The following is a 26,429-nucleotide window of genomic DNA, read 5'->3' as shown; positions in this document are numbered from 1 at the left end:
GTCAGAACCGATAGCTTGCGCTCACATTGGCAGTGCGCTCGGCATTGCGATAGCAGAAGGTGGTGTCGCAATCGAGCAGCACCTGCTTGTCCAGCAGGTTGTTCACGTTGACCGAGAAGCGCCACGGCCCGCGCTCGACGCCGAAGGCCGCGTCGACCATACCGAAGCTGGGGTTGGTAATACCTTCGTTGCCGTAGTCCTGGTACGAACGCGCCTTGCCGTAGTAGCGCAGGCCGAGGGCGCCGTATGCTTGCGCGGTGTCGGTCAGCCTGAAGTCATAACGGGTCCAGACCGAGGCGCTGTGCTTCACCGCGCCGGGTTGCCCCAGGCCGCGGTCGCCGTAATTGCTGCGGGTGATCTCGGTATCGAGCCAGGTGTACTGCGCCACCACGCTCAGCTGGCGCGAGAGATTAGTGCGCGCCTCGAGCTCGATGCCCTGCGATTCGACGGCGCCGGTCTGCACGGTGGCGGCCGGATCCTGCGGCGCGGCGGTGGCCACGTTCTCGCGCTCGAGCTTGAAGACCGAGGCCGTGTAGACGGTGCTGGCATCGTCCGGCTGGTAGCGCAGGCCGGCTTCGAACTGGCGGCCGGTGGATGGCTTGAGCAGCTCGCCCTCGATGTCGCGGCCGATGGTGGGCGTGAACGAGGTCGCATAGCTGACATACGGCGCCCAGCCGGAGTCGAACAGGTAGACGGCGCCCAGGCGGCCGGTGGTCTTGCTGGCCGACTGGCGATAGGCCAGGGTCGAGGTGCCGGCGGCCGGCAGTTCGCGCGTGTTCGAGTTCTTCGCACGGTCGTGGCGCAGGCCGGCGGTGACCACCCACTTGTCCCACTTCAGCTGGTCTTGCAGATAGAGCCCGGTCTGCTCGAGCGGCAGGATTTCGTTGCGTGGGGCGGGCGCGGCGACGATGGTTTCGTGGCCGCCGTACACCGGCGCGTACAGGTCGAGATTCGGCATCGGCGTGATCGCATAGGGGTAGCCGTCGGTGGTCTCGTTGTCGGCGTAGTCGAGGCCGACCAGTACGTTGTGGGCCAGCGCGCCGGTGCGGAAGGTCGCCTGCAGGCGGGTGTCGGCCTGCAGCCCGCGCCAGGCCGAATCGCGCGGATAGAACAGGCGCGTCACCGAGCGGCCGTCCGGCAGCAGCGCGCGCGGGAAGACATTGGTCTCGTCGCGCTCCAGCCGCGTATAGCGCAGGTTCTGCTGCACGCTCCAGGTGTCGTTGAAGCGGTGCTCGAATTCGTAGCCGATGGCGTGGTTCTCGCGCTCCCAGCGGTTGTCGCGCCCACCCAGGTTGACGCTGGGCGCCGGCTGGCCGAGCGGGCCGGGATTGACCAGCTGATTGGGCCAGGCATACGACTGGTCGTCCCTCTGGTACTGGGCCAGCAGGGTCAGGCGGGTATTCGCGTTCGGCTGCCAGCTCAGGGCCGGCGCCACGTACACGCGGTCGTCGCTGTCGAGATCGAGGCGGGTGCCGGATTCGCGCGCCAGCACCGTGATCCGGTAAGTCCATTCCCCGCGCGCGTCGAGGGCGCCGCCGACATCGGCCTTGAACTGCTTGCGGTCGTAGGTGCCATATTCGATGCCGACTTCGCGCACCGCGTCGATCGACGGCCGCTTGGAGACGGCATTGATCATGCCGCCCGGCGGCGACTGGCCGTACAGCACCGAGGCCGGTCCGCGCAGCACTTCCAGGCGCTCCAGGCCATACGGCTCGATCGGCGCGGCGTAGGCGCGGCCCGAGGTCAGCAGGCCGTCCCGGAAGATGCCGGCCGCGCCCAGGTCGAAACCGCGCAGCATCGAGAATTCGTCGACCGCCCACGGCTTCATGTTCGGCGTCACGCCGGCCGTGTAGCGCAGCGCTTCGTCGAGCGTCTCGGCCTTGCGGTTGGCCAGTTCGTCGGCCGTGATCACCGACACCGATTGCGGGTTCTCGATCAGGCGTGTGAGGGTCTTGGTGGCGGTGCTGCTGCGACGGGCGACGAAGCCGTCGACGTCGCCGAGGGCGTGTTCGCGGTCGGCGCGCACCAGCACCTTTGGCAGCGCGGGCACGGTGGCCGCGCGCGTCGCTGCCGTCGCCGTTGGCGCCACGGGCGCCGCCTGCAGGATGTAGCGGCCATCGCCCTGCGCCACCGCCTGCAGGCCGCTGCCGGCCAGCAGGCGCGCCAGGGCTTCGCCAGGCGCGAACCGGCCCTGGACGCCGGGGCTGTCGACGCCAGCGGTCAGCGCGCCATTGGCGGCGATGTACACGCCGGATGCGGCCGAGAAGCGCGCCAGCACGGCGTTGAGCGGACCGGCCGCGATATCGAAGTTGTGCTGCGCCGCTTGCTGGGCCGGGACGGTATCGGCGGCGATGGCGTGGAGGGGCGCGGCGAGCGCCAGCAGGCCGGCAACCAGCAGACGGGCAGCGTGGGCGATCGGCGTGGGGGAGGGATCACGGAAGGTCATACGGTCTTTCGGAAAGGGCAGGATAAAAGGTCTTCACCCTGCTTTCCGAGCGGTGTGCAAAAAAGGGAACCGTCGGTCGAATTATTTTTTTGCCTCGACCGTGACCCACCACGGCAGCACGCGCCGCGCCCGCACCGGCAGCGCCGCTTCGAGCATGGCGAGCGCCTGGTCGGTGTCGTGGGCGGGGAAGGCGCCCACCACGCGCAGCGCCGCGATGGCGGGATCGCAGCCCAGGTGGCCGTGCCGGTAGCGTGACAGCTCGGCCAGGAAGGCCTCCAGCGACAGGTCCTCGGCGATCAGCATGCCGCGTGTCCATGCCTCTCGGCCGGCCGGCAATGCGCTGGGCGTGGAAATGCCGCTGCGGGTAAACCTCACTTCCTGGCCCGCCTCGACGACCAGCATGGGGCCGCGCGCGTCGAACGGCGTGACCTCGACCCGGCCTTCGCTCACGCCAAGGCGCGTGCTGCCATCGAATTGCCGCACCTGGAATCGGGTGCCGAGCGCGCGCATGCTGCCCTGGCGGCTGCGCACGACCAGCGGCCGGCGGGCATCCTGGCCGCTCTGCAGCACGAACTCGCCCCGGTGCAGCACCACCAGGCGCTGCGCGGCATCGTAGCGCTGGTCGAGGACGGTGCCGGAGTCGAGCCAGATGCGGGTGCCGTCGGCCAGCACCGTGTCAAGGCGTTCGCCCACGCCGATGCGGTGCGAGGCGCCCAGGCCGGCGAAGGCCACCTGCACGTCTTCCGTGCGCGCCAGCTGCCAGCCGAGGCCTGTCGTGAAGGCCGCCAGCGCCAGCGTCTTGACCAGCTTGCGGCGCTGGCGCTGCGCGCTGGCCGCGTGCAGGGCCGCACTGGAGGCGTCCGGCGTCTGCCTGGCGATGGCGACGTTCTGGCTGATGGCTTCCACGCGCGCCCAGGCGCGGCGGTTGCCGGCGCCCTGCGCCAGCCAGTCCTGCCAGCGCCGCCGTTCGTCTTCGTCGACCGCGCCGGCGCGCAGGGTGGCGTACCACTCGGCCGCCTGCTCGAGGGTGGCGTAGGGGATGTCCTGGGTCTCGGCCATGCTCAGGCCAGCGCCGCGTGAAACGAAGACGCCGCCGTCAGGCAGTGCAGCATGGCCTGGGCCATGTATTTCTTGACCATGCGTTCCGACACCTGCAACCGCGCGCCGATTTCGGCATAAGTGAGATCGTGCAGGTGGGCCAGCAGGAAGGCTTCGCGCGGCTTGTCGGGCAGGGCGGCCAGGATGCGGTCGACCTCGACCAGGGTCTCGATCAGGATGGCCTGGTGCTCGGCCGACGGGTGCAGCGCCTCGGGACGGTCCATCATGGCGGCCAGCCAGGCGCGCTCGATGTCGGCGCGGCGCCAGTGGTCGACCACCAGGCCGTTGGCGATGGTGGTGAGGTAGGCGCGTGGATTCCTGTCGGCGTCCAGCGCGCGCGGACGCACCAGCAGGCGCAGGAAGGTGTCCTGCGCCAGGTCCTCGGCGGTGAAGGTGCAGCCCAGCTTGCGCCGCAGCCATGCGTGTAGCCAACCGTGGTGGTCGGCATACAGCATGGTCAGCGTTGGCTGGGCGAGGGTGTCGGGGGCCGACATGCAGGGTCACCTTCAATAATTGAGAATAATTCTCATTATTATATAGGTGTTGCCGAAGTCAATACCCCGACTGGATATTCTTACTGCCCTGGATTGGTAATCCTGGCGTGGATCTCGTCGATCCTGCGCACCACCTCGTCGCTCAACGTGACCTGCGCCGCGTCGATGTTTTCCTTCAGCTGCGCCAGCGTGGTCGCTCCAATAATGGTCGAGCCCATGAACCAGCGCGAGTAGCACCAGGCCAGCGCCATCTGGGCCGGCGTCAAGCCGTGCTCGCGCGCCAGCGCTGCATACTCGCGGCAGGCTTCGAACACCGCCGGGCGCAGATAACGCGGACTCCAGGTCGCCGGATAGATCGTCAAGCGCCCGCGCGCCTGCGGGTCGTCGACATACTTGGCGCTGAGCTGGCCGAAGGCGAGCGGACTGTAGGCGAGCAGGCTCACGTCTTCGCGGTAGCAGACTTCGTCCAGCAGCGTGGTCTCGAAAGCGCGTGCGGTGAGGTTGTACAGGTTCTGGACGGTGGCGATGCGCGGCAGGCCGTGCCTCTCGGCCTGCTTGACGAATTCGCACACGCCCCACGGGCTTTCGTTCGACACGCCGATGTGGCGGATCTTGCCCTCCCTGACCAGCTCGGACAAAGTGCGCAGGGTGTCCTCGATCGCCACGCCGTCGCGCTCCTTGCGCGGGTCGAACTGGTTGGCGCCGAAGACCGGCACGTTACGACTCGGCCAGTGCAGCTGGTAGAGGTCGATGTAGTCGGTCTGCAGGCGGCGCAGGCTGGTGTCGACGGCGGCGCGCAGGTTGGCGGCGTCGACGTTGTGCCTGGCGCCGCGAATCCAGGCCTGGCTGGCGTTCGGGCCGGCGATCTTGGTCGCCAGCACCAGCTTGTCGCGGCCGCCGCGCGCCTTGAGCCAGGAGCCGATGAAGCGTTCGGTCGACCCCTGCGTGGCGGCGCTGGGCGGCACCGGATACAGCTCGGCGGTGTCGATAAAATTGATGCCGCGTTCGAGCGCGTAGTCGAGTTGCGCGTGCGCCTCGGCTTCGGTGTTCTGCTCGCCGAAGGTCATCGTGCCCAGGCAGACGCTGGTGACCTCGAGATCGGTGCGTCCGAGCTGCTTGCGTGGCAGGCTCATTTCTTTTTCGGTTTCTCGCGCAGGGCGTCGGCGCATTCGCGCACCAGGCCCGGGCCGGCGTAGATCAAGCCGCTGTACAGCTGCACCAGCTGCGCGCCGGCCGCGATCTTGGCCTTCGCATCCTGGCCGCGCATGATGCCGCCCACGCCGATGATCGGCACGTCGTCGCGCAGCTCGGCCTTGAGCGCGCGGATCACGATGTTCGACTGCTCGAACACCGGCGCGCCGGACAGGCCGCCAGCCTGCTGCGCATGCTTCATGCCCTCCACATCGCGCCGGTTGAGCGTGGTGTTGGTGGCGATTACGCCATCGATCTTGTGGCGCAGGAGGGCGCCGGCGATGTCGCGGATCTGGTCGCCGTCGACGTCGGGCGCGATCTTGAGCGTGATCGGCACGTAGTGGCCGTGGTGGTCGGCCAGTTTCGTCTGCTCCTGCTTGAGCTGCGACAGCAGGCTGTCCAGCTCCGAGGCGCCCTGCAACTGGCGCAGGTTCTTGGTGTTGGGCGACGAGATGTTGACCGTCACGTAGCTCGCATACGGATAGACCTTGCGCAGGCAGTGCAGGTAATCGTCGGCCGCGTTTTCGATCGGCGTGTCGGCATTCTTGCCGATGTTCAGGCCTAGCACGCCGCGCCGCTCCTGGTAGAAGCGCGAGGCCTGGACGTTGGCCACGAAGGCGTCGACGCCGCCATTGTTGAAGCCCATGCGGTTGATGATGCCGCGCGCGCGCGGCAGGCGGAACATGCGCGGCTTGGGATTGCCGGCCTGGCCGCGCGGGGTCACGGTGCCGATCTCGATCGAGCCGAAGCCGAGGGCGGCCAGGCCGTCGATATAGGCGCCATCCTTGTCGAGGCCGGCAGCCAGGCCGACCGGGTTGGGGAAGGTGATGCCCATGACCGTGCGCGGGTCGGGCAGGGGCTTCCTGAACGCGCCCGTCAGGCCGAGCGCGGCTGCGCGGCGCAGCATGGGCAGGGTCAGGTTGTGGGCTGCCTCGGGATCGAGCGAGAACAGTGCGGGACGGACGAGGGTGTACAGGAGTTTATCGGGCATGGGGTACTCAATGTTGTTTTCCCCGTCATTCTAACGTGACGCGCCCCCCGGACACGTATTCGAGTGTCGACGACTTTGTTAGCACTTGTATCACACTGCCTGCAATACGCCCCATGTGCCGTCGATCCGGGCCTCCAGCGGCCGGAAGTTGATCTTGTACGCCATCTTGGGACTCTGCTCGATCCAGTAGCCGAGGTAGACATAGGACAGGCCCAGCTCGTGGGCCTGGTTCACCTGCCACAGGATGTTGTAGGTGCCATAGGAGGCGTTCTCGACGTCGGGGTCGAAGAAGGTGTAGACCGACGACAGGCCGTCGGACAGCACGTCGATGATCGACACCATGCGCAGGGTGCCGTCGGGTTCGCGGAACTCGACCAGGCGCGTATTGACCCGGCTCTGCAGCAGGAACTGGGCGTACTGGTCGCGGCTGTCCTGGTCCATGCCGCCGCCCACGTGGCGCGTAGTCTGGTAGCGCAGGTAGAGCGCGTAGTGCTCGTCGGAGAACGCCAGGTTGGCGACCATCGCGACCAGGTCGCCATGGCGTTTCCAGGCGCGGCGCTGGGTACGGTTGGGTTTGAAGTCCTCGCACTTGACGCGCACCGGGATGCAGGCCTGGCAGCCGTCGCAGTAGGGGCGGTAGGTGAAGATGCCGCTGCGCCGGAAGCCGTTCTTGACCAGTTCGGAATACACGTCGGCATTGATCAGGTGCGACGGCGTGGCGACCTGCGAGCGCGCCTGGCGCGCGTCGAGATAGCTGCAGGGATAGGGCGCCGTCGTGTAGAACTGCAGCGTCGCAAAGGGCAGGTCGTGTAGGTGCGTCATGCAAAGAACTCTCGAGACGACGTGTGATGGACCTATTCTAGCGAAAACCCGCCTGCGCCACCGTTAGCCATCCAACGGTGCCGCGGGCAAGGGATGGAGCCTGTCGAGCGGCGGCGCAACCCGCCAGGCATCGATGGGCGGCTCGGCAATGGCCGCGCGCAGGTGTTCCAGGAAGCGGCTGCGCGGAATCGGCGCGGCGCCGAGCGAGGCCAGGTGGCCGGTCTCCTGCTGGCAATCGATCATCCGCACGCCGTGCTTGCGCAGGAAGGCTACCAGGTAAGCTAGCGCGACCTTGGACGCGTCGGACACGCGTGCGAACATCGATTCGCCATAGAACATGCGGCCGATGCATACGCCATAGGCGCCGCCGACCAGTTCGCCGTCGAGCCAGACTTCGGACGAGTGGGCGTAGCCGAGCGCGTGCAGGCCTGAGTAGCCGTCGATGATCTCATCCGAGATCCAGGTGCCGGGTCCGTCGCGGCGCGGCGCGGCGCAGGCGCGCATGACGTCGCCGAAGGCGCTGTCGAAGCGGACGTCCCAGCGGCCGCCGTCCTGGCGGCTGCGCTCGACCTTGCGCAGGGTCTTGGCCAGGCTGTCGCTGACCTTGAAGTCGGCCGTGTACAGGACCATGCGCGGATCGGTGCTCCACCAGAGGATCGGCTGGCCTTCGGAAAACCAGGGAAAGATGCCGTTGCGGTAGGCTTGCAGCAGGCGCGGCGGCGACAGGTCGGCGCCGGCCGCGAGCAGGCCCGGCGCCTCGACCGTCAAAGCCTTGGACACGTCGGGAAACGGCGTATCGGTCTCGAGCCAGGGAATCATGTCAGTCCGGTTCGCGTGGGGCGATCATCGGGCGATGGATGTCGCGGCTGTGAAAGCCATAGTCGCCGCCCTCGCGCACTTTGATCCGGTCGGCGAAGAACAGTTCCAGCGTGGTGCGGATGGTGGGGAAGGCGAGGTCGTCCCAGGGGATCTGGTCTTGCGTGAAGAGTTGCACGTCGAGGCTCTCGATGCCGGCCGCGAAATCGAGGTCGCGCAGGCGCGCCCGGTAGAACAGGTGGACCTGGTGCACGTGGGCCACGTTCAGCAGGGTGAACAGCGGGCCCAGTTCGACATTGGCGCCGGCTTCTTCCTCGGTTTCGCGCACGGCGGCCTGCTCGGTGGTCTCCTCGTTTTCCATGAAACCGGCCGGCAAGGTCCAGTAGCCATAGCGGGGCTCGATCGCGCGCTTGCACAGCAAGACCTGGACCTGGCCGTCCTGTTCCCAGACGGGAATGGAGCCGACGACGAGTTTCGGATTCTGGTAATGGATGGTGTTGCAATGGGTGCAGACGTAGCGCGGCCGGTTGTCGCCTTCGGGAATGGCCAGCGCGACGGGATGGGCGCACTCGGAGCAGAATTTCATAGTCGTGTGACGAATTGGCATTGCCCTTACTTTACACCGAATGCGGGGCCGGTAGGGCGGGGGCGGGGGCGTGGTCCGGCGCTGTTTTTGGCCGCGACCATGAGATATATCGTGTTGCAATCGCACATGGCCGCAGTATTGCATTTGCCTAATAAGGCGAACAGGCGTATAATTCATTTCATCAGACGCGGGGTGGAGCAGTCTGGCAGCTCGTCGGGCTCATAACCCGAAGGTCACAGGTTCAAATCCTGTCCCCGCAACCAGAATTCGAGGCCGTTGATTCGCAAGAGTCAGCGGCCTTTTCGTTTTTGCGCCACATTATGGCGATTTCTTTCCTGGTCTTAACGGCCTCGACGCAGGTCAAACCCCCGCGCCTCTGCTGCAATGCACGCAAGCCCAGCCGGTCCAACCCTGCGAACCGCCGCGCGCATGCGCCATAGTCACATTCAGGGGCGATGACCATGATCGATGTAGACGACATCAACGAGGCCTGGGGCTGGGTCGGCATGAGCGCCGTCGAAGTGCTCGGCGCCAATGCCTTCGGCAACCTCATCATCCGCGACGAGGACGACCATTTCTGGTGCCTGCGTCCGCAAGAACTGGTGTGCGAACCGCTGGCCCGCAGCCGCGCCGCGCTCGATGCGCTTGCCTACAACCAGGATTTCCTCAACGACTGGTATATGCCCGAGGCCGTGCGCCTGGCCGAGGCCGCACTGGGGCCGCTCACCGAGGGCCGCAAATACTGTCTCAAGATTCCCAGCGCGCTCGGTGGACACTATGGATGCGACAACCTGGCCACCGTGCCGCTGGCCGAGCTGATCCGGTTTTCGGGTGAGGGTGCGCAGCAGTTCGAGGGCTTGCCGCGCTGGAATTAAGGCGATGGCCGGCCGCCGCCCACGCATCATTCAACCGGTGTCGATTTGTCGCCCAGGCTGGCCCACAGGTAAGCCGCCGCCATGGTCCGATGCGGCGCATAACGCGCCAGCAGGCGCTGGGCTTCCAGCAAGGTCGGCCGCGCCGTGCTGCCCGTCAGATTGTGCAGGGCGGCGCGCACGGCCACGTCGCCTTCGAGCGAACAGTCCGGGTAGCCATAGCCGCGCAGCAGCACGTAATTGACGGTCCAGGGGCCGATCCCCTTGATCGCCAGCAGTTCCTGGCTGACCTGGGCGGCGTCGCGTGTGCGGTCCAGGCGCAGGCTGCCGTCGACCGCCATGCGCGCCACGCGCAGCACGGTCTCCGCTTTCGCGGCCGAAAATTTGCGGCTGGTCAGGTCTTCAAGAGCAAGGCGGGCAACGTCCGGCGCTTCCGGATAGCACAGCAGGCCGCACGAATGCGGGCGGCCGGCCAGCTGGATCAGGGTGCGGCGCAGCGCGATCGCGAAGCGCAGGTTGATCTGCTGGCCGATGATGGCCCAGGTCAGTGCCTCGAACACGGTGGCCGATTGCACGATGCGCAGGCCCGGCTGGCGCGCGAGCACGGGGCCGAGCACGGGATCGTCCTGGGCGAAGGCGGCGAAGGGGGCCGGGTCGATGCGCAGGCCCAGCACGTTCAGCAGCGCCTCCTGGGCCAGCGCCTGCAGCGCGGGCATGGCCGGCCCATCGTGATCGATGCGGCAGCGCGCCAGCTGGCCGTCGAAACGGATATCGAGCAGGGTCGGCACGCCGTCGAGCAGCACGCCCTTGCGCAGTCCGTCCGGGCCGGCCCGTTCGGCCACGGCCTCGGGGTCGCGCCCATGGAAGGCGACGAGATCGGCGATACGATAGCCCGGCGGCAGGGGCAGGGTCGTCTCCATCACTTGCCTGCCGCAGGCGCCGCGCGCATGAAGCGCGGCTTGAAGCCGGTCACCAGCGCGGTCCCGAGCAGCACGATGGCCGAGCCGACGATGGTGTGCCACCCGATCACCTCGTGCAGGAACAGCGCGCCCCACAGGATGCCGAAGATGGGACTCAGGAAGGTCACGGTCAGCGCCGAGGTAGTGCCGACTTCCTCGATCAGCTTGAAGTAGATGATGTAGGCGATGCCGCTGCACACCACGCCCAGCGCCAGCACGGCGCCCATGATGCCAATGGTCGGCGCGCCAGGCGACGGCATGAAGGGCACCAGCGGCAGCACCACGATGGCGCCGGCCCACATCGAGCCGTGCGCGTTGGCGAAGGGCGCCACGCTGGGTGCGGACTTGGCGTACTGGCTGGCGATGCTGTAGCTGAAGGCGGCGGCCAGGGTCGCGCACACCGCCAGGCCGGCGCCCGGACGTTCGGTCGCGTGGTCGAAGCCCACCAGCAGCGCCACGCCGCCGGCGCCGAGCAGCAGCCCGAGGGCGCCGCGCGGGGACACCGGCTGGCGCGCCCACACGGCTCCCACCAGCGCGCCCCACAGCGGCGCGGTGGCGTTCAGCACCGCCAGCACCGAGGCCGACAGCGTGCGCGCGGCGAAGGCGAACAGCATGAAGGGCAGGGCCGAGTTGAACACGCCCAGGATCAGGTAATGCTTCCAGTGCCGCCGCACGCCCAGCGCTGCGCCCTTGCCGCGCCGGGACAGCACCCAGCCCACCAGCGCGAGGAACAGCGCCGCGAACGCGAGCCGGTATTCGATCAGCACCGCCGGACCGAGCACGGGCGCGGAGATGCGCATGAAAAGGAAGGAGCCGCCCCAGATGGCGGCCAGCGCCACCAGGCGCAGCATGTTCGCGGTGTTCATCGATAGAAAAAGAATGGCCTGTCAGCTAACAGGCCATTGTGGCAGGGGTGGGATTTTCCTGCTCGCCGCTCCTTGCTTTTGAATTCGACAGGAGATGTCAATGTGGGGTGGACGGCTCGCCGTCCACGCGTCCAACTCGCGGATGCCATGTGGCAGTGCATGCTGTCGTTGAACGCGTGGACGGCAAAGCCGTCCACCCCACGGCAGGTGTCAGGTGTCAGGTGTCAGGCGTCAGGCGTCAGGCCGCGTTTACCAGCGTCAGCGCCGCCGCATGCGGCACCAGCATCTGCTGCGGCACCGCGTTCTTCACGGCCGTCATCTCGGCCATGATCGAGATCGCGATCTCGGCCGGCGTCTTGCTGCCGATATAGATGCCGATCGGGCCGTGCAGGCGCGCCAGTTCGGCGTCGGTGAGGTCGAACAGCTTGAGCCGTTCGCGCCGCTTGGCATTGTTGGCGCGCGAGCCGATGGCGCCCACGTAGAAGGCGTCGGACTTGAGCGCCTCCATCAGCGCCAGGTCGTCCAGCTTGGGATCGTGCGTCAGCGCCACCACGGCGCTGCGCGCATCGAGCTTCGCCTCGAGCACCAGGTCGTCGGGCATGGCGTGCACCAGCGACACGCCGGGGATGGCAAAGCCGCTGCGGTATTCCTCGCGCGGGTCGCACACGGTGACGCGGTAATCCATGCCGGCCGCGATCGTGGCCAGGAAGCGCGACAGCGGGCCGGCGCCGATGATGTACAGGCGCCAGCGCGGGCCGTGCAGCGTGTGCAGCACGCCGTCCTCGATGCGCTGGATGGCGCTGGCCGCCGCCGGTGCGAGCGTCACGCTGCCGGTCGCCAGTTCGATGCGGCGTTCGACCAGCTCGCCCCCGTCCAGGCGCGCCAGCAGTTCGGGGATGCGGCTCTCGATCGACAGCGGTTCGACCGCCAGTTCGATGGTGCCGCCGCAGGGCAGGCCGAAACGGTGGGCCTCGTCGGCGCTGATGCCATAGCTGACGATCTCGGGGTGGTCGATCTCGATGCCGTTGTCGCGCACGCGGGCGATCAGGTCGTCCTCGATGCAGCCGCCCGAGACCGAGCCGACCACTTGCCCGTCCTCGCAGATGGCGAGCATGGCGCCGACCGGGCGCGGGCTCGAGCCCCAGGTCTTGTTCACCGTGACCAGCTGGCAGCGCTGGCCCTTGTCGAGCCAGGCGGCGCAGGTCTTCAGTACGTCGAGGTCGATGCTGTCCATGGTCGTGCGGCCGCAGGGCGGCATTGAGTGCGAGATGGACAATCGTACAAGAAAAGCGGCGCGGACGCCGAAAGCGGCGTGCGCGACCGGCGTGGGCGACCGGCGTGGGCGACCGGCGTGGGCCGCCCACGCCATGGCTTATGGCACCAGCGGTTTCTTGCCGCTCTTCTTGGTCTTGACCTCGGCCACCGCCTTGTCGATCGCCGCGAAGCGCTGCGTGGTCGACGGGTGGTTCGCCGTATGGCCATTGAGGATACGCGCCGGATACGTGGCCGCCAGTCGCTTCCAGAAGGCGGAAGCGCCTTCGATGCGGTAGCCGGCGCGCGCCAGCAGGTAGATGGCCAGGCGGTCTGCCGCGACGTCGTCGGCCACCGGCATCGCCTTGATGCCGCCGCTGCCGATCAGCATCGAGGTGTCGGGCGTGATCGCGGTGAGGTTGTCGATGATGCTGCCGATGGTGGCCGCATTGCGCTGCGTGGCCGCGTGGCCCAGCATATTGTGGGCCATCGTGCGCGCCACCACATACGCCAGTTCGTCGTCGTTCTGGGCGAAGCCCAGCATGCCGCGGGTGACCATCACGCGCGTGCCGTCGGCATAGGCGTTGATGTTGTCGGCGTTGCCCAGCTCGATCACGAAGGCGCAGGCGCGGGTGACCGGGACGGTCAGGTCGCGCCCATTGCCATTGCGCTCGATCGACAGCGGCAGCGACGCCTGCTTGGCCATGATCGGGCCGATCGCGGCGCCGAGTTGCGAGAGGGCGTTCGGGCCTTCGGGCAGTGGCGTGCCGCCAACCGCCACCAGGCGATCGCCCTGGCGCAGGCCGGCCTTGGCCGCGCCGCTGCCATTGAGGACATTGGTGATCTGCAGGCGCTCGCCCATGCCCAGCGCCACCCAGGCCGCCTCGTTGTACTGGCCCGGATACGAGTAACGGTTCTTGGCCGTGAAGCCGAGCAGGTTGCGCGCGTGCTTGGTGCACAATTCGGCGTTGTCGATCAGGAGAGGGGCCGCGATCCGGTACAGGCGGTCGTGCTGGGTCGCCATGCGGGTGAGCGTGTCGGCGGCCGCCGCGATCTGCGGCGTGATCTCGGGCTTGCCGGGGACCTGGTCGGGGATCGTGCCCGGCGTGGTCGACGATTGCATTGGCCCTGGCGTGCTGCAGGCCGCGAGGAGGGCCGCGGTGGCGGCGACCAGCGCGGCGGACTTGAAGCGCTGCAGTTGTTGACGACGGTGCATTGGGATCATGGTCCTCCTCGCGAGTTGTTATTGTTTGCCGGTGCTACCGAAGCCTCCGGCGCCACGGTCGCTCGATGCGAACTCCTCCACCACGTTGAAGCCAACCTGCAGTACCGGCACCACGATCAACTGCGCCAGCCGGTCCATCGGCTGCAGCACGAAGGTGGTGGCGCTGCGATTCCAGGTCGAGACCATCAGCTGGCCCTGGTAATCGGAGTCGATCAAGCCTACCAGATTGCCCAGAACGATGCCGCTCTTATGGCCGAGCCCACTGCGCGGCAGGATCATGGCGGCATAACCCGGGTCGCCGATGTGGATGGCCAGGCCGGTAGGCACCAGCACGGTCTGCCCCGGCTCGATGGTGAGCGGCGCATCGAGGCAGGCGCGCAGGTCGAGGCCCGCACTGCCCGGCGTGCCGTAGGCCGGCAGCAGTTCTTTCATGCGCGGGTCGAGGATCTTGAGGTCGATATTCTTCATTGATTCTTTTCTGGTTCAGGTAAGCAGGGAGCGCTGTTCGATGCGCTTGGCGATCTCGGACACCAGCTGGCGCGCCAGCGTCAGTTTGCTGGCCCGTTCGAGCACCGTCTGGCCGCTCTCGTCGAACAGGATCACGGTATTGTCATCCTGCCCGAAAGTCTGGTGGCCGATATTGCCCACCAATAGGGGAATGCCTTTTTTCTCGCGCTTGGCGGCGCCGTATTGTTCCAGCTGCTCGGATTCGGCCGCGAAACCCACGCAATAGGGCCAGCCGGACAGCGACACCTTGTTGGCTACCGACGCCAGGATGTCGGCGTTCTGCGCGAACTCGAGCTGCGGCGGCGCGCCGTCCGCCGTCTTCTTGATCTTCTGGTCCGAAGCGTTGGCCACGCGCCAGTCGGCCACCGCGGCCACGCCGATGAACACGTGCTGGCCTTCCACGCCCGCCATCACGGCGTCATGCATCTGCTGCGCGGTCAGCACGTCGATGCGGCGCACGCCGTGCGGCGTCGGGAGCGACACCGGGCCCGAGACCAGGGTCACGTCGGCGCCGGCCTCGCGCGCCGCGCGCGCCAGCGCATAACCCATCTTGCCCGACGACAGATTGGTGATGCCGCGCACCGGGTCGATCGGTTCGAAGGTCGGGCCGGCCGTGATCAGCACGCGCCGTCCGGCCAGCACCTTGTGCTGGAACGAGGCGATCAGTTCTTCGACCAGTTCCTCGGCCTCCAGCATGCGGCCCAGACCCGTCTCGCCGCAGGCCTGCGAGCCGCAGCCGGGGCCGAACAGGCAGATGCCGTCCTCGCGCAGCTGCGTCACGTTGCGCTGAGTGGCCGGGTTTTCCCACATCTCGACGTTCATCGCCGGCGCCACGTGCAGCGGCACATGGCGCGGACGCGCCACGCACAAGGTCGACAGCAGGTCGTCGGCGGCGCCGTGCGCCAGCTTGCGCATGAAATCGGCCGAGCAGGGCGCGATCAGGATGGCGTCCGCGTGGCGGGTCAGGTCGATGTGGGCCATATTGTTGGCCATGCGCGCATCCCACTGGTCCAGGTAGACCGGCTGGCCCGAGAGGGCCTGCATGGTGACGGCGCCGATGAAATGCGTCGCGGCCTCGGTCATGACCACCTGCACGCTGGCGCCCTGCTTGACCAGGGCGCGGCACAGTTCGGCCGCCTTGTAGCAGGCCACACCCCCGGTCAGGCCCAGGACGATGCGTTTGCCTTTCAACTCCATGGTGTCTCTCCTTACGACGCGCGGTTAAGACTTATTGACGCGCCGCAGTTCGTCGAGCACGAACAGCACGGCGCCCACCGAGATGCCGATGTCGGCGATATTAAAGGCCGGGAAGTGGCCGATGCCGGTCCAGTAGAAATCGAGGAAGTCGATCACGTGCCCGTGCACGACGCGGTCGATGCCGTTGCCGATCGCGCCGGCCATGATCAGCGCCAGGGCGAAGCAGAACAGGCGCTGGCTCGCGTTCTTGGACATCATGTAGATGCAGAACACCACGGCGCCGATCGCGATTCCCAGGAACAGCCAGCGCTGCCAGCCGCTGGCATCGCCCAGGAAGCTGAACGCCGCACCCGGGTTGTATACCTTGATCAGGTTGAAGAAGCTCGTGACCGGCACCGTCTCGGCATAGGCGAAGGTGCGTTCGACGGTGAGCTTGGTGACCTGGTCGAGCAGCACGATAATCAGGGACAGGCCGATCCAGGGGAACAGGCTGGCGCCGCTGCTGCGGGTGACGAGTTTGGGACCGGATGCGATGGGTTTCTTTTTGGTTGCCATGGTGTGTGATGTCGGTACGCGCCATGCCGCCCGGATGGACGGCATGGCGGAAAGCCCCGGAGGGATCAGGCGAAACGGCGCTGCTCGCCGGCGCCGAACAGGTTGCTGGTACAGCGGCCGCACAGCGTCGGATGCGCGTGGTCGTGGCCGACGTCGCGGCGGTAGTGCCAGCAGCGCTCGCACTTCTCGGCAGTCGACGGTTCGACGGTCACGCTTTCTTCGGCTTCGCCGGCGACTTCGGCGACCGTCGCCTGCGAGGTGATGAAGACGAACTTGAGGTCATCGTCCAGGCTGGCCAGCGCGCGGTACTTGTCGCCCGAGGCCTTGATCGCCAGTTCCGCCTGCAGCGAGGAGCCGATGGCGCCGGAGGCGCGCACTTCTTCCAGCTGCTTGGTGACGTCGTTACGCACCTGGCGCAGCAGCGCATACTTGGCCAGCAAGGCGTCACCGTCTTCGAGCGCGGGGAAGCTCCACAGCGTCTGGGTGAAGATGGTCTCGTCGCTGTCGGCAAAGGCCTGGCTGCCCGCGAACTTCTCCCACGCCTCTTCGGCGGTGAACGACAGGATCGGCGCCATCACGCGCAGCAGCGAGTGGGCGATGTGCCACAGCGCGGTCTGGGCCGAGCGGCGCGCGTGCGAGCCGACGCCGGTGGTGTACAGGCGGTCCTTCAGGATGTCGAGGTAGAAGCCACCCAGGTCTTCAGAGCAGTAGTTCTGCAGGCGAGAGACGACCGGGTGGAACTCGTAGCGCTCGAAGTGCGCCGCGACGTCGGCCTGCAATTGCGCCATCGAGGCGATCGCATAGCGGTCGATCTCCAGCAGCTCGGCCATCGGCACTGCGTGCTGCGCCGGATCGAAGTCCGAGGTGTTCGCCAGCAGGAAGCGCAGCGTGTTGCGGATGCGGCGGTACGATTCGGTCACGCGTTTCAGGATCTCTTCGCCGATCGACAGCTCGCCCGTGTAGTCGGTCGAGGCCACCCACAGGCGCAGGATGTCGGCGCCGAGCGTATCCGAAATCTTCTGCGGCGCCATGGTATTACCAAGCGATTTCGACATCTTCTTGCCGTTCTCGTCGACCGTGAAGCCGTGGGTCAGCAGCGCCTTGTAGGGCGGGGTCCCGTTGAGCATCGACGAGGTCAGGAGCGACGAGTGGAACCAGCCGCGGTGCTGGTCCGAGCCTTCCAGGTACAGGTCGGCCGGGAAGCTGGACTGCTCCTTGTGCGAGCCGCGCAGCACGGTCTGGTGGGTGCTGCCCGAATCGAACCAGACGTCCAGCGTGTCCTTGTTCTTTTCATAGGTGGCGGCGTCCTCGCCCAGCAGGGTGGCCGGGTCGAGGTTGTGCCAGGCGTCGATGCCGCCCGCTTCGATCAGTTTCGCTACCTGTTCCAGCAGTTCCGGGGTGCGTGGGTGCAGCTCGCCGGTCTCCTTGTGGATGAAGAAGGCCATCGGCACGCCCCACTGGCGCTGGCGCGACAGGGTCCAGTCCGGACGGTTCTCGATCATGCCGTGCAGGCGCGCCTGGCCCCAGTCAGGGAAGAACTGCGTCTTCTCGATGCCGGCCAGCGCGGTCTGGCGCAGGGTAGGGCCGCCATCCTTTGGATTGACATCCATGCCGGCGAACCACTGGCTGGTGGCGCGGTAGACGATCGGCGTTTTATGCCTCCAGCAGTGCATATAGCTGTGGTCGAACATCTTGAGTTCGAACAGGGCGCCAGCCTCGGTCAGCGCCGCGCAGATCGGCTTGCTCGCTTCCCAGATCGTCATGCCGCCAAACAGCGGCAGGGTCGAGGCGAAGCGGCCGTCGCCCATTACGGGTTTGAGGATCTCGTCGTCCTTCATGCCGTGCGCCTTGCACGACTGGAAGTCTTCCAGGCCATAGGCCGGGGCCGAGTGGACCACGCCGGTACCGCTATCGACGGTCACGTAGTCGGCCAGGTAGACCGGCGACAGGCGGTCGTAGAATGCGTCCTGCGCATGCAGCGGGTGCTTGAAGCGGATGCCCTCCAGCTTGTCGCCCGTGGTGGTGGCGATCGTCGTGCCTTCGAGCTTGTAGCGGGCCAGCACCGACTCCACCAGTTCCGAACCCAGGATCAAGAGCTGCGGCTGGCCGTCGCGCTCGACCTGCACCAGCGAATAGCCGACTTCCGGGCCCACGTTCAGGGCCTGGTTCGACGGGATGGTCCACGGAGTCGTGGTCCAGATCACGATGAAGCCCTTGTCGACCGGCAGCTTGGCCAGGCCGAAGGCGGCGGCGATCCTGTCCTGCTCGTGGAAGGCGAAGCCGACGTCGATTGCCGGGTCGCGTTTGTCCTGGTACTCGACTTCGGCCTCGGCCAGCGCCGAACCGCAGTCGAAGCACCAGTTCACGGGCTTCAGGCCGCGATAGACATAGCCTTTCTCGAGCAAGGTGCCGAGTGCGCGCAACTCGTCTGCCTCGTTACTGTAGGCCATGGTCATGTACGGGTTGTCCCACTCGCCCAGTACGCCCAGGCGGATGAAGCCGGCGCGCTGGCGGTCGATCTGCTCGAGCGCATAGGCGCGCGCCTTTTGCAGCACTTCGGCGGTCGGCAGGTTCTTGCCATACAGTTTTTCGATCTGGATCTCGATCGGCATGCCGTGGCAATCCCAGCCCGGCACATACGGCGCGTCGAAGCCGGCGATCGTGCGCGACTTGATGACCATATCCTTGAGGATCTTGTTGACGGCATGGCCCAGGTGGATGTCGCCGTTGGCATACGGCGGACCGTCGTGCAGGATGAATGTCGGGCGGCCGGCGGCGGCCTTGCGCACGCGCTCGTAGATCTTTTTATCTTGCCATTGCTTGACCCAGCCCGGCTCGCGCTTGGCGAGGTCGCCCCGCATCGGGAATGGGGTGTCGGTCATATTGACCGGGTATTTGCTCTCAGGCTTCTTGCCGCCTTTGGGCGCGCTATTCTGTTTGGTATCGGACATAAGCTTCTTCTGGTAAGTGTTCTGGTGCACGGCGCAGGGCGCCGCGGCGGGATCTGGGTGAGGCGCTCCCCGGCATCGACGTGACAGCCGGAAAGCGCGCTCAAATTCGGTCGGTCGCCGTCAGCGCGCCATGGCGGTGGGCGAAGAAGGCGCGCGCCTGGGCCGCGTCATTGTCGATCGCGGCGGTGAGCGTGGCCAGGTCGTCGTATTTCTCTTCGTCGCGCAGCTTGGCCAGGAATTCCACGCGCACCAACTGGCCGTAGCATTGCCGGGCATAGTCGAATACATGCACCTCGAGCAGCATGCGGCCGGCATCTTCCACGGTCGGACGCACGCCCAGGCTGGCCACGGCCGGCAGCGGTTCATCCGCCAGGCCATGCACCTGCACGACGAAGATGCCGGACAGGGCGGGGCGGTGCGCCACGCGCAGGTTCATGGTGGGAAAGCCGAGGGTGCGGCCCAGTTTCTGGCCGTGGATCACGTGGCCCGACATCGCATACGGATGGCCGAGCAGTTCGCGGGTACGGTCGAAATCGCCTTCCTGCAGGGCGGCGCGCACGGCCGAGGACGAGATGCGCTGGTCGCCCAGCATGACGGCGTCCAGCGTGTGGACCTCGAAACCGAATTCGCGGCCGGCCTCGATCAGCATCGCGATATCGCCCTGGCGCCGCGCGCCGAAGCGGAAATCGTCGCCGACCATCAGCCACCTGACGTGCAGGCCGTCGACCAGCACGCGTTCGATGAAATCGCGCGGCGACATGGCGGCGAACTGTTCGTTGAAATGCTCGACGATGACGCGGTCGATGCCGGCCTGGTCGAGATCCTCGAGCTTGTCGCGCAGGTTGGCGATGCGGGCCGGGGCCCGGGACAGGTCGCCGGACTTGCGGGCGAAGTATTCGCGTGGATGGGGCTCGAAGGTCATCACGGCCGCTTCCAGGCCGAGCGCCGCGGCGGCGCTGCGCACGTGCGCCAGCAGGGCCTGGTGGCCGCGATGGACGCCGTCGAAATTGCCGATCGTGAGCGCGCAGGGCGCGCGCGCCCTGTCGTTGGGAAGTCCGCGAAATACCTTCATCAAATCTGGGTCCGGTTAAGCGCCGCGCTACGTTGGAACGGCGCCAAAACCCTGATTATATACGGTAACTGCACGGCAACCCCGATGTGGACATGGGCGTGGGATAGTTGTGCTAGCTCAAAAACGTCGTCCCCGCGAAGGCGGGGACCCAAGGTTTCACGCACACCACCTTCGTTTGACGAAAGTAGCAATGTTGAGAAACCTGGGTCCCCGCCTGCGCGGGGACGACATAGTGGCTCCGCTTGCGCGGGGCTGTGAAGATCAGGACAGCGGATTGTTGATCGCCAGGATCCAGTAGCGGGCCAGTTCGGCGGTGCCGTCCTTGCCGCCCACGGTCTTGAGCGTGGCGATGGCTTGCTGCTTCTTGCCGGCGGCGGCGTAGGCTTCGCCCAGGCGCAGCTTGGCTTCGTCGGCGTTCTTCAGGCCGCCGGCCTTGATGGCGGTTTCCATCATTTTCAGGCCCTTGTCGGCCTGGCCAGCCTGCACCAGTGCGTAACCCAGGCCCACCAGCGAGTCGTTGTCCTTGACCGAGGTGTGCTCGGCTTCCAGCGTGGCGAAGTTCTTGTTCTGCTCCGCCAGGTTCTTCTCGGCCAGTTCCTTCAGACGCTGGTGACGCGCGGCGTCGGTGCCGGTGCCGAGGGCGCCGGCCTTGTAGCCCTTGTCGATGATCTTGATCGCTTCGGCCGGGGCTTTCGCCTGCAGCACCAGCTGGGCCATTTCCATGTACTCGCTCGGCTTCTTGAGCAGGTTGTTGGCCAGTTTCAGGCGATAGACGTCGACGTTCAGGCGGCTGGCGTAGCCCGGCTGGCGCTGCACGCGGTTCAGCAGGTCGGTCCAGTACTGCGCCTTCGGATAGCTGGCGGCCAGCTTCTCGATGGTGCGCACGTAGCCGGCGGTATCGTTCTTTTTCAGCTGGATATTGGCCAGCATGCCCAGTTGGTCTTCGCTCAGGCGGCCGCTTTTCTCGATGGTGCGCAGTTCCTGCTCGAGGGCGGCGGTGTTGCCTTGCTTGTAATAGTTCTGCAGCAGGTAGGCGCGCAGTTTTGGATCATCCTTCTGCTTGAGCAGGTTCTGGATGGTGGCGTTGGCCTTGTTCAGGTCGCCTGCACGCATATAGATGCCCACCAGGCCTTCGGCGAATTGCGAACGCTCGTTGGCGCTCAGCTTGCCCGAATTGAGCAGGGCTTCGAAGGATTTGGCGGCGGTATCGTAATCGCCGGCCGAAGAGGCTGCCCCGGCGCGCACGCGCTCGATCAGGTAGCTTTCATTGGCGGTCTTGTTGCCCACCTTGTCCAGTCCGCGCAGGGTGGCCAGTGCTTCCTTGTGCTTGCCCTGTTTCATCTGGGCCTGGGCTTGCTGCAGCGGTTTGCCAATCTCCGCGCGCATGGCTTCCTGCGCGACGGCGGAAGACAGGCCGATTACCGGGGTGAGCGCGGTAAAGCCCAGAGCGGCCATTGCAAGGCTGAGGTGAGCGAGACGGAACTTGATCATCTGAAAAATCCTTATTTCAAAATGGACACGGCAGGGATAGCCCTGCCGTGTTGGTCAAACATGGAACGATTACTGGAACTGCTCGTTACCGACCATGCCGATTTTGGTGACGCCGAGACGCTGGGCAGATGCCATGACACCGGCAACAACCTTGTACTCTACCAGCTTATTCGGACGCAGGTGCACTTCAGGCTGGTCGGCCATCGCTGCAACGGCGTTCATCTTTGCTTCCAGGCTGGCGCGATCCGGGATCACTTCGCCATCCCAGAGGATGGTGCCGTCGAAGTCGACGTCGATCGTGATCACGACCGGCTTGACATCGGTCATCGGCGGTGGATTGCCGACTGGCATGTTCAGGTTGACGGAGTGGTCTTGCTTCGGAATCGTGATAATCAGCATGATGATGAGAACGAGCAGGACGTCGATCAACGGCGTCATGTTCATTTCCATCATCGGTTCCGGATCGGCTGCTGCTGCGGAGCCGCCTCCACCTACGTTCATACTCATGGGTGTGTCCTTATCAAATGTTGGGGAGAAGGTGGCGGCGCCCGGCTCGACAGCCCGGCGCCGCGTTCAATTACCAGCTTATTCTGGCTGGATAACGAAACCAACCTTCTGCACACCAGCACGTTGTGCCGTGTAGATCACGCGGCCGATCGCTTCGTAGCGGGTTTCCTGGTCGCCACGAACTTTCACCGCCGGTTGCGGCACCTTCACCGACTGCTCCGCGAGGAACTTGAACAGCTCGTCCGTATTCGCGAGGTGAGTCTGGTTGTAGTACATTTCGCCGTCTTTATTGACGGTGATATTCACGTCTTCCGGTTTGGACAGGGTGACCTGGTTCTCTTCTTCAGGCAGGGTAACTTTCTGCAGATTCAGAACCACCGGGCTCGTGATCAGGAAGATGATCAGAAGAACCAACATGATGTCAACGAGTGGCGTCGTGTTGATCTCTGAATTCAGTGCATCTTCGCCGGAATCGGAACCGACACTCATCGACATAGTTTATCCAATCTTTTTAGCGCTGGCAGCGGCGTTCGAGGTCGACATGGCGCCCGAGATCAGGACCGAGTGAACGTCGGCCGAGAACGAACGGATGTCTTCCAGGACGGTCTTGTTACGACGGACCAGCCAGTTGTAACCCAGAACGGCAGGAACTGCAACGAACAGACCGAAGGCGGTCATGATCAGTGCTTCACCGACTGGACCTGCGACCTTGTCGATCGATGCGTTACCCGACATGCCGATGGCGGTCAGTGCGTTGTAGATGCCCCAGACGGTACCGAACAGACCGATGAACGGCGAGGTCGAACCGACGGTTGCCAGGAACGACAGGCCGTCTTGCAGACGCGACTGGACGCGGTCCACTGCGCGCTGGATCTGCATGGTGACCCAGGTCGACAGGTCGATCTGCTCGAGCAGGGCGCCGTCGTGGTGCTGGGTTGCCTTGGTGCCGGTTTCAGCGATGAAGCGGAATGGCGAGCCTTCTTTCAGCTGAGCCGAACCAGCAGCGATCGACGGTGCTTTCCAGAACTTGGCTTGCATGTCTTTCGACTGCTTCATGATCTTCTGCTGGTCGATCAGCTTGGTGATGATGATGTACCACGAACCGATCGACATCAGCGACAGGATGATCAGGGTGCCTTTGTTGACGAAGTCGCCGTGTTCCCACATCGCTTGCAGGCCGTACGGGTTGTAGACTTCTTCGGTCTGCTCGCCGCCTGGAGCAGCGGCTGGCGCGCCAGCGTCTGCCGGAGCAGCAGCGTCTGCAGGAGCAGCAGCTGGATCAACAGCTGGTGCAGCTGCGTCGGTCGCTGCTGGCGCAGCTGCGTCGGTTGCCGGGGTTTCTTGAGCGAAGGCCGGTGCCGACACCAGAGCCGATGCTGCAGTTACCGACAACAGGACAGCCGCCAGGAAAGCGGACAAACGGGTATTCTTAAACATGCTTCCTCCAAAGATATTAAATAGACAGTTCGCTGAACTTAATGACAACGACAATCAAAGTTTGAGACGGTGATCTGCCTCGGTTTTATTCCAGCGTCCAGACGTACTGCACCGCTGTCCACGCCTGTTCCGGCTTGCCATCGATCATGGCGGGCTTGAATCGGCATTTGCTCAGAGCCGATTGCGCGGCCCGGTCCAAGTCACGGAAGCCACTCGACTTCGCCAGCTTGGCTTCCATCACCCGACCATCGACACCGATCAGGAACTGCAGGGTCGTGGTACCGGTTTCTTCATTGCGCTGCGACGAACGCGGATATTCCGGACGTGCGCAAGTATTAAAGTCAGCGACTGCCTCGGTGCGGCTAGGACCACGTGCCGGCGCCGGCGGGGCCGGAGGAGCTGGCGGTGCCGGCGGAGCCAGCGAGGTGGTCGGTGGCGGCGTCTGGGTCGCGACGGCGATCGTGTTTTGCGGTGGCGGCGGTTGCTGCACTTGCACTTCGACCGGCGGGATGAACGGCGGCGGCGGCGCTTTCATTTCTGGCGGCGGCGGCGGCGGCGGGGTTTCCGGCGGCGGCGGCGGCGCCACCTCTTCGATCAGCTTGGTTTCCACAGCTTCGGTCACCTTGCTGACGATCCGGGTTCCCAGGCCAGCAACGAGTGCCCATCCCACGAGGACGTGAAGGACGAGGACAACGATGAATCCTGTGAGATTCTTCCCGGGTTGCTTCTCATTCGAAAAATTCATGCCATATTTCTCCAATACCAACTCTTTTTTGTTGCTACCAAACCCACTAAACACGACAAAAGCCTAGAGCCGCATCCGGGACATCGAAGAATTATACCTACGAATTCTTTTTTGCACATACATTTTTACGGCGGCGAAAGGTGCGCTAACTACCTGTAAATGCAGGCAAACAAGCTCATCTATACAAGCATGGCGAGGTCGTTTTGCGGGGTCCGGAAGGCCGGAAAATTTGTAGTTTTGTGTAGCGATTCTCCTTGTGCGTGGAAGATCAGTGACTACGCCGGTTTTGCCAAATTTATGATGCTAAATCGACTGGCTGGCAAATTTCCTACTACTGACCACTGGCCTTTTTGCAAACAATAGCCGTTTTCTATCTTTTGCCCGTTGGCGCCGCAGGGCCTTGGTAGCTGCCTCAGGCGCACACAAGGTATAGATAAAAGTGATACCCGTTATAGCGCTTGAGATGAGTCAACCGTGCGCTATATAACTACTTCATCTGGACAGGAGCGGATGCTGCGCGGCTCCACACCCTGCGCGACAAACTATATTACTTGCGATTGCTAGAGCCTACACCAGCACATTGCCATGACTTGGTTGTGACAGCGCTAACATGTGATGTCGGGAACATACCATGAAATCTGTATGTTGGCGATAGGGGAGCGGTTTAATTGAACATGCATAGGCAAGGCGGGGTGCCTGGCGCGCGCATATGAGGGAGGGAGACGGTCGGGTAGGGCGGAAGGGGACGCCGAGTCGGCTATGCCGTCCACCCCACGGACACGATGCCTGCTCGCGGTCAGGCGCAGGCGCAGATGGCGTTCAGCGCCCGCGCTTCTCGCGCCGGCACTCGATGAAGCTGACCACGTGGCCGGCCGGGTCGGCCGTCTCGAGCCGCACGTCGAAGCCCCATAGCCGCGCCACGTGCTTGAGGACTTCCTGCGCCTGGCCGTTGAGCGGACGGCGGTTGTATTGCGTGTGGCGCAGGGTCAGGGCCCGGTCGTCGCGCGTATTGACTTGCCAGACCTGGATATTGGGCTCGCGGCTGCCCAGGTTGTACTGCTCGGCCAGCTTGTGGCGCACATAGCGGTAGCCGGCCTCGTCGTGGATGGCCGAGATCGTCAGCTTGTCGCTGCGGTCGTCGTCCAGCACGGCGAAAAAGTGGAAGTCGCGGATCAGCTTGGGCGACAGGTACTGGGCGATGAAGCTCTCGTCCTTGAAATTGCGCATCGCAAAGTCGAGCGTCTTGAGCCAGTCGCTGCCGGCGATGTCCGGGAACCAGGCCCGGTCTTCGTCGGTCGGCTCTTCGCAGATGCGGCGGATATCGGTCATCATCGCGAAACCGAGCGCATACGGATTGATCCCGCTGTAGTACGGGCTGTTGGCGGGCGGCTGGTAGACGACGTTCGTATGGCTCTGCAGAAACTCGAGCATGAAGCCGTCGCCGACGATCCCTTCCTTATACAGGTCTTGCAGGATCGTGTAGTGCCAGAACGTGGCCCAGCCTTCGTTCATCACCTGGGTCTGGCGCTGCGGATAGAAGTATTGCGAAATCTTGCGCGTGATGCGCACCAGTTCGCGCTGCCAGGGTTCGAGGAGCGGCGCGTATTTCTCGATGAAATACAGCAGGTTTTCCTCGGGCTCGGGCGGGAAGCGGTGGGTGGGCGCATCCGGCGCCACCTGTTCTTCGCGCTGGGGCAGGGTGCGCCAGATGGCGTTGACCTGCGACTGGGCGTATTCCTCTCGCTCCTTGGTGCGGGCCGCTTCTTGCGCCACCGACAGCTTGGCCGGCCGCTTATAGCGGTCGACCCCATAGTTCTGCAGCGCGTGGCAAGAGTCGAGCAGCTCTTCGACGGCGTCGATGCCATAGCGCTGTTCGCACTCAGCGATATAGTTCTTGGCAAACACCATATAGTCGACGATGGCGTCGGCATCGGTCCAGCTGCGGAACAGGTAATTGCCCTTGAAGAAAGAGTTGTGGCCGTAGGCGGCGTGGGCGATCACCAGCGCCTGCATCGTCAGGCTGTTCTCTTCCATCAGGTAGGCGATGCAGGGATTCGAATTGATGACGATCTCGTAGGCCAGGCCCATCTGGCCGCGGCGGTAGCTTTTCTCCGTGCTCAGGAAGTGCTTGCCGAACGACCAGTGGTTATAAGACACCGGCATGCCTACCGAGGTATAGGCATCCATCATTTGCTCTGCAGTAATGATCTCGAGCTGGTTCGGATAGGTGTCCAGGCCGTAGCGCTTGGCCACCCGCTTGATTTCTTCGTGCGCCTGCTCGATCAGGTCGAAGGTCCACTCCGACTGTTCGGGCAGGGCGCGCGGATTGTTCGGATCTCTTGGCATGGGG

24 protein-coding genes and 1 tRNA gene are annotated in these 26,429 nt (G+C 65.0%); 2 read left to right on the top strand and 23 right to left on the bottom strand.

Annotated features, from left to right (window positions below; all coding sequences use genetic code 11):
• Nucleotide 1: 1 nt before the first annotated feature.
• The 8 genes from Q9246_RS08350 to Q9246_RS08315 form a co-directional block, all read right to left on the bottom strand.
• On the bottom strand, nucleotides 2–2,446 hold the full coding sequence (locus Q9246_RS08350) for a TonB-dependent siderophore receptor (protein ID WP_306396893.1): 2,445 nt from the start codon (nucleotides 2,444–2,446) through the stop codon (nucleotides 2–4).
• Nucleotides 2,447–2,527: 81 nt separating this feature from the next.
• Nucleotides 2,528–3,505, bottom strand: coding sequence for a FecR domain-containing protein (locus tag Q9246_RS08345; RefSeq protein WP_306396891.1), 978 nt, complete (start codon nucleotides 3,503–3,505; stop codon nucleotides 2,528–2,530).
• Between the two features lie 2 nt (nucleotides 3,506–3,507).
• Entirely contained in the window at nucleotides 3,508–4,038 is a 531-nt protein-coding gene (locus Q9246_RS08340) for a sigma-70 family RNA polymerase sigma factor (RefSeq protein ID WP_306396889.1), read from the bottom strand.
• 80 nt (nucleotides 4,039–4,118) lie between these two features.
• Nucleotides 4,119–5,171, bottom strand: a complete 1,053-nt coding sequence (locus Q9246_RS08335; RefSeq protein ID WP_422802360.1) for an aldo/keto reductase — start codon at nucleotides 5,169–5,171, stop codon at nucleotides 4,119–4,121.
• On the bottom strand, nucleotides 5,168–6,220 hold the full coding sequence (locus Q9246_RS08330) for a quinone-dependent dihydroorotate dehydrogenase (protein WP_306396888.1): 1,053 nt from the start codon (nucleotides 6,218–6,220) through the stop codon (nucleotides 5,168–5,170). The genes Q9246_RS08335 and Q9246_RS08330 overlap by 4 nt, the downstream gene beginning before the upstream one ends.
• A 90-nt stretch (nucleotides 6,221–6,310) precedes the next feature.
• Nucleotides 6,311–7,042, bottom strand: coding sequence for an arginyltransferase (locus tag Q9246_RS08325; protein WP_306396886.1), 732 nt, complete (start codon nucleotides 7,040–7,042; stop codon nucleotides 6,311–6,313).
• Between the two features lie 63 nt (nucleotides 7,043–7,105).
• Nucleotides 7,106–7,861 (bottom strand): leucyl/phenylalanyl-tRNA--protein transferase, encoded by a 756-nt coding sequence (gene aat / locus Q9246_RS08320; RefSeq protein ID WP_306396885.1) that lies wholly within the window; start codon nucleotides 7,859–7,861, stop codon nucleotides 7,106–7,108.
• 1 nt (nucleotide 7,862) lies between these two features.
• Nucleotides 7,863–8,444: an NUDIX hydrolase gene (locus Q9246_RS08315; RefSeq protein ID WP_306396882.1), complete on the bottom strand. Its 582-nt coding sequence runs from the start codon at nucleotides 8,442–8,444 to the stop codon at nucleotides 7,863–7,865.
• A gap of 186 nt (nucleotides 8,445–8,630) precedes the next feature.
• Between Q9246_RS08315 and Q9246_RS08310 the strand changes: the two genes are divergently transcribed.
• Together Q9246_RS08310 and Q9246_RS08305 are read left to right on the top strand one after the other, a co-directional pair.
• Nucleotides 8,631–8,707, top strand: a tRNA-Met gene (locus Q9246_RS08310).
• Between the two features lie 198 nt (nucleotides 8,708–8,905).
• On the top strand, nucleotides 8,906–9,319 hold the full coding sequence (locus tag Q9246_RS08305) for a T6SS immunity protein Tdi1 domain-containing protein (RefSeq protein ID WP_306396881.1): 414 nt from the start codon (nucleotides 8,906–8,908) through the stop codon (nucleotides 9,317–9,319).
• Nucleotides 9,320–9,345: 26 nt separating this feature from the next.
• Here Q9246_RS08305 and Q9246_RS08300 read toward each other — a convergent pair whose 3' ends face one another.
• The 15 genes from Q9246_RS08300 to Q9246_RS08230 form a co-directional block, all read right to left on the bottom strand.
• Complete coding sequence (locus tag Q9246_RS08300; protein ID WP_306396880.1) at nucleotides 9,346–10,236, bottom strand: DNA-3-methyladenine glycosylase family protein; 891 nt, start codon at nucleotides 10,234–10,236, stop codon at nucleotides 9,346–9,348.
• Nucleotides 10,236–11,141 (bottom strand): DMT family transporter, encoded by a 906-nt coding sequence (locus Q9246_RS08295; protein WP_306396879.1) that lies wholly within the window; start codon nucleotides 11,139–11,141, stop codon nucleotides 10,236–10,238. The genes Q9246_RS08300 and Q9246_RS08295 overlap by 1 nt, the downstream gene beginning before the upstream one ends.
• Before the next feature lie 238 nt (nucleotides 11,142–11,379).
• A complete protein-coding gene (locus tag Q9246_RS08290; RefSeq protein ID WP_306396877.1) occupies nucleotides 11,380–12,375 on the bottom strand; it encodes an XdhC family protein in 996 nt (331 codons plus the stop codon).
• 138 nt (nucleotides 12,376–12,513) lie between these two features.
• The gene (locus Q9246_RS08285) at nucleotides 12,514–13,617 is read right to left on the bottom strand and encodes a M48 family metallopeptidase (RefSeq protein WP_306396875.1); all 1,104 of its coding nucleotides are present in this window, start codon (nucleotides 13,615–13,617) and stop codon (nucleotides 12,514–12,516) included.
• 18 nt (nucleotides 13,618–13,635) lie between these two features.
• Entirely contained in the window at nucleotides 13,636–14,085 is a 450-nt protein-coding gene (gene dut / locus Q9246_RS08280) for a dUTP diphosphatase (RefSeq protein ID WP_306396874.1), read from the bottom strand.
• Nucleotides 14,086–14,100: 15 nt separating this feature from the next.
• The gene (gene coaBC / locus Q9246_RS08275; RefSeq protein WP_306396873.1) at nucleotides 14,101–15,321 is read right to left on the bottom strand and encodes a bifunctional phosphopantothenoylcysteine decarboxylase/phosphopantothenate--cysteine ligase CoaBC; all 1,221 of its coding nucleotides are present in this window, start codon (nucleotides 15,319–15,321) and stop codon (nucleotides 14,101–14,103) included.
• Nucleotides 15,322–15,345: 24 nt separating this feature from the next.
• A complete protein-coding gene (gene lspA, locus Q9246_RS08270; protein ID WP_306396871.1) occupies nucleotides 15,346–15,876 on the bottom strand; it encodes a signal peptidase II in 531 nt (176 codons plus the stop codon).
• A gap of 65 nt (nucleotides 15,877–15,941) precedes the next feature.
• Nucleotides 15,942–18,827, bottom strand: a complete 2,886-nt coding sequence (gene ileS / locus Q9246_RS08265) for an isoleucine--tRNA ligase (RefSeq protein ID WP_306396870.1) — start codon at nucleotides 18,825–18,827, stop codon at nucleotides 15,942–15,944.
• Nucleotides 18,828–18,927: 100 nt separating this feature from the next.
• Complete coding sequence (locus tag Q9246_RS08260) at nucleotides 18,928–19,899, bottom strand: bifunctional riboflavin kinase/FAD synthetase (protein ID WP_306396868.1); 972 nt, start codon at nucleotides 19,897–19,899, stop codon at nucleotides 18,928–18,930.
• Between the two features lie 261 nt (nucleotides 19,900–20,160).
• A complete protein-coding gene (locus Q9246_RS08255; protein WP_306396866.1) occupies nucleotides 20,161–21,390 on the bottom strand; it encodes a tetratricopeptide repeat protein in 1,230 nt (409 codons plus the stop codon).
• A 69-nt stretch (nucleotides 21,391–21,459) separates the two neighbouring features.
• Nucleotides 21,460–21,897, bottom strand: a complete 438-nt coding sequence (locus Q9246_RS08250; RefSeq protein WP_306396865.1) for an ExbD/TolR family protein — start codon at nucleotides 21,895–21,897, stop codon at nucleotides 21,460–21,462.
• Nucleotides 21,898–21,975: 78 nt separating this feature from the next.
• On the bottom strand, nucleotides 21,976–22,392 hold the full coding sequence (locus tag Q9246_RS08245; protein ID WP_306396862.1) for an ExbD/TolR family protein: 417 nt from the start codon (nucleotides 22,390–22,392) through the stop codon (nucleotides 21,976–21,978).
• Nucleotides 22,393–22,395: 3 nt separating this feature from the next.
• Nucleotides 22,396–23,334: a MotA/TolQ/ExbB proton channel family protein gene (locus tag Q9246_RS08240; RefSeq protein ID WP_306396860.1), complete on the bottom strand. Its 939-nt coding sequence runs from the start codon at nucleotides 23,332–23,334 to the stop codon at nucleotides 22,396–22,398.
• Between the two features lie 85 nt (nucleotides 23,335–23,419).
• Entirely contained in the window at nucleotides 23,420–24,079 is a 660-nt protein-coding gene (locus Q9246_RS08235; RefSeq protein ID WP_306396858.1) for an energy transducer TonB, read from the bottom strand.
• A gap of 819 nt (nucleotides 24,080–24,898) precedes the next feature.
• Entirely contained in the window at nucleotides 24,899–26,425 is a 1,527-nt protein-coding gene (locus tag Q9246_RS08230) for a SpoVR family protein (RefSeq protein WP_306396856.1), read from the bottom strand.
• Between the last annotated feature and the right edge of the window lie 4 nt (nucleotides 26,426–26,429).

The sequence above is a fragment of the Telluria beijingensis genome (assembly GCF_030770395.1).
GTDB classification, from domain to species: Bacteria; Pseudomonadota; Gammaproteobacteria; order Burkholderiales; family Burkholderiaceae_D; genus Telluria; species Telluria beijingensis.
This window is presented reverse-complemented; position numbering and strand designations above follow the sequence as displayed.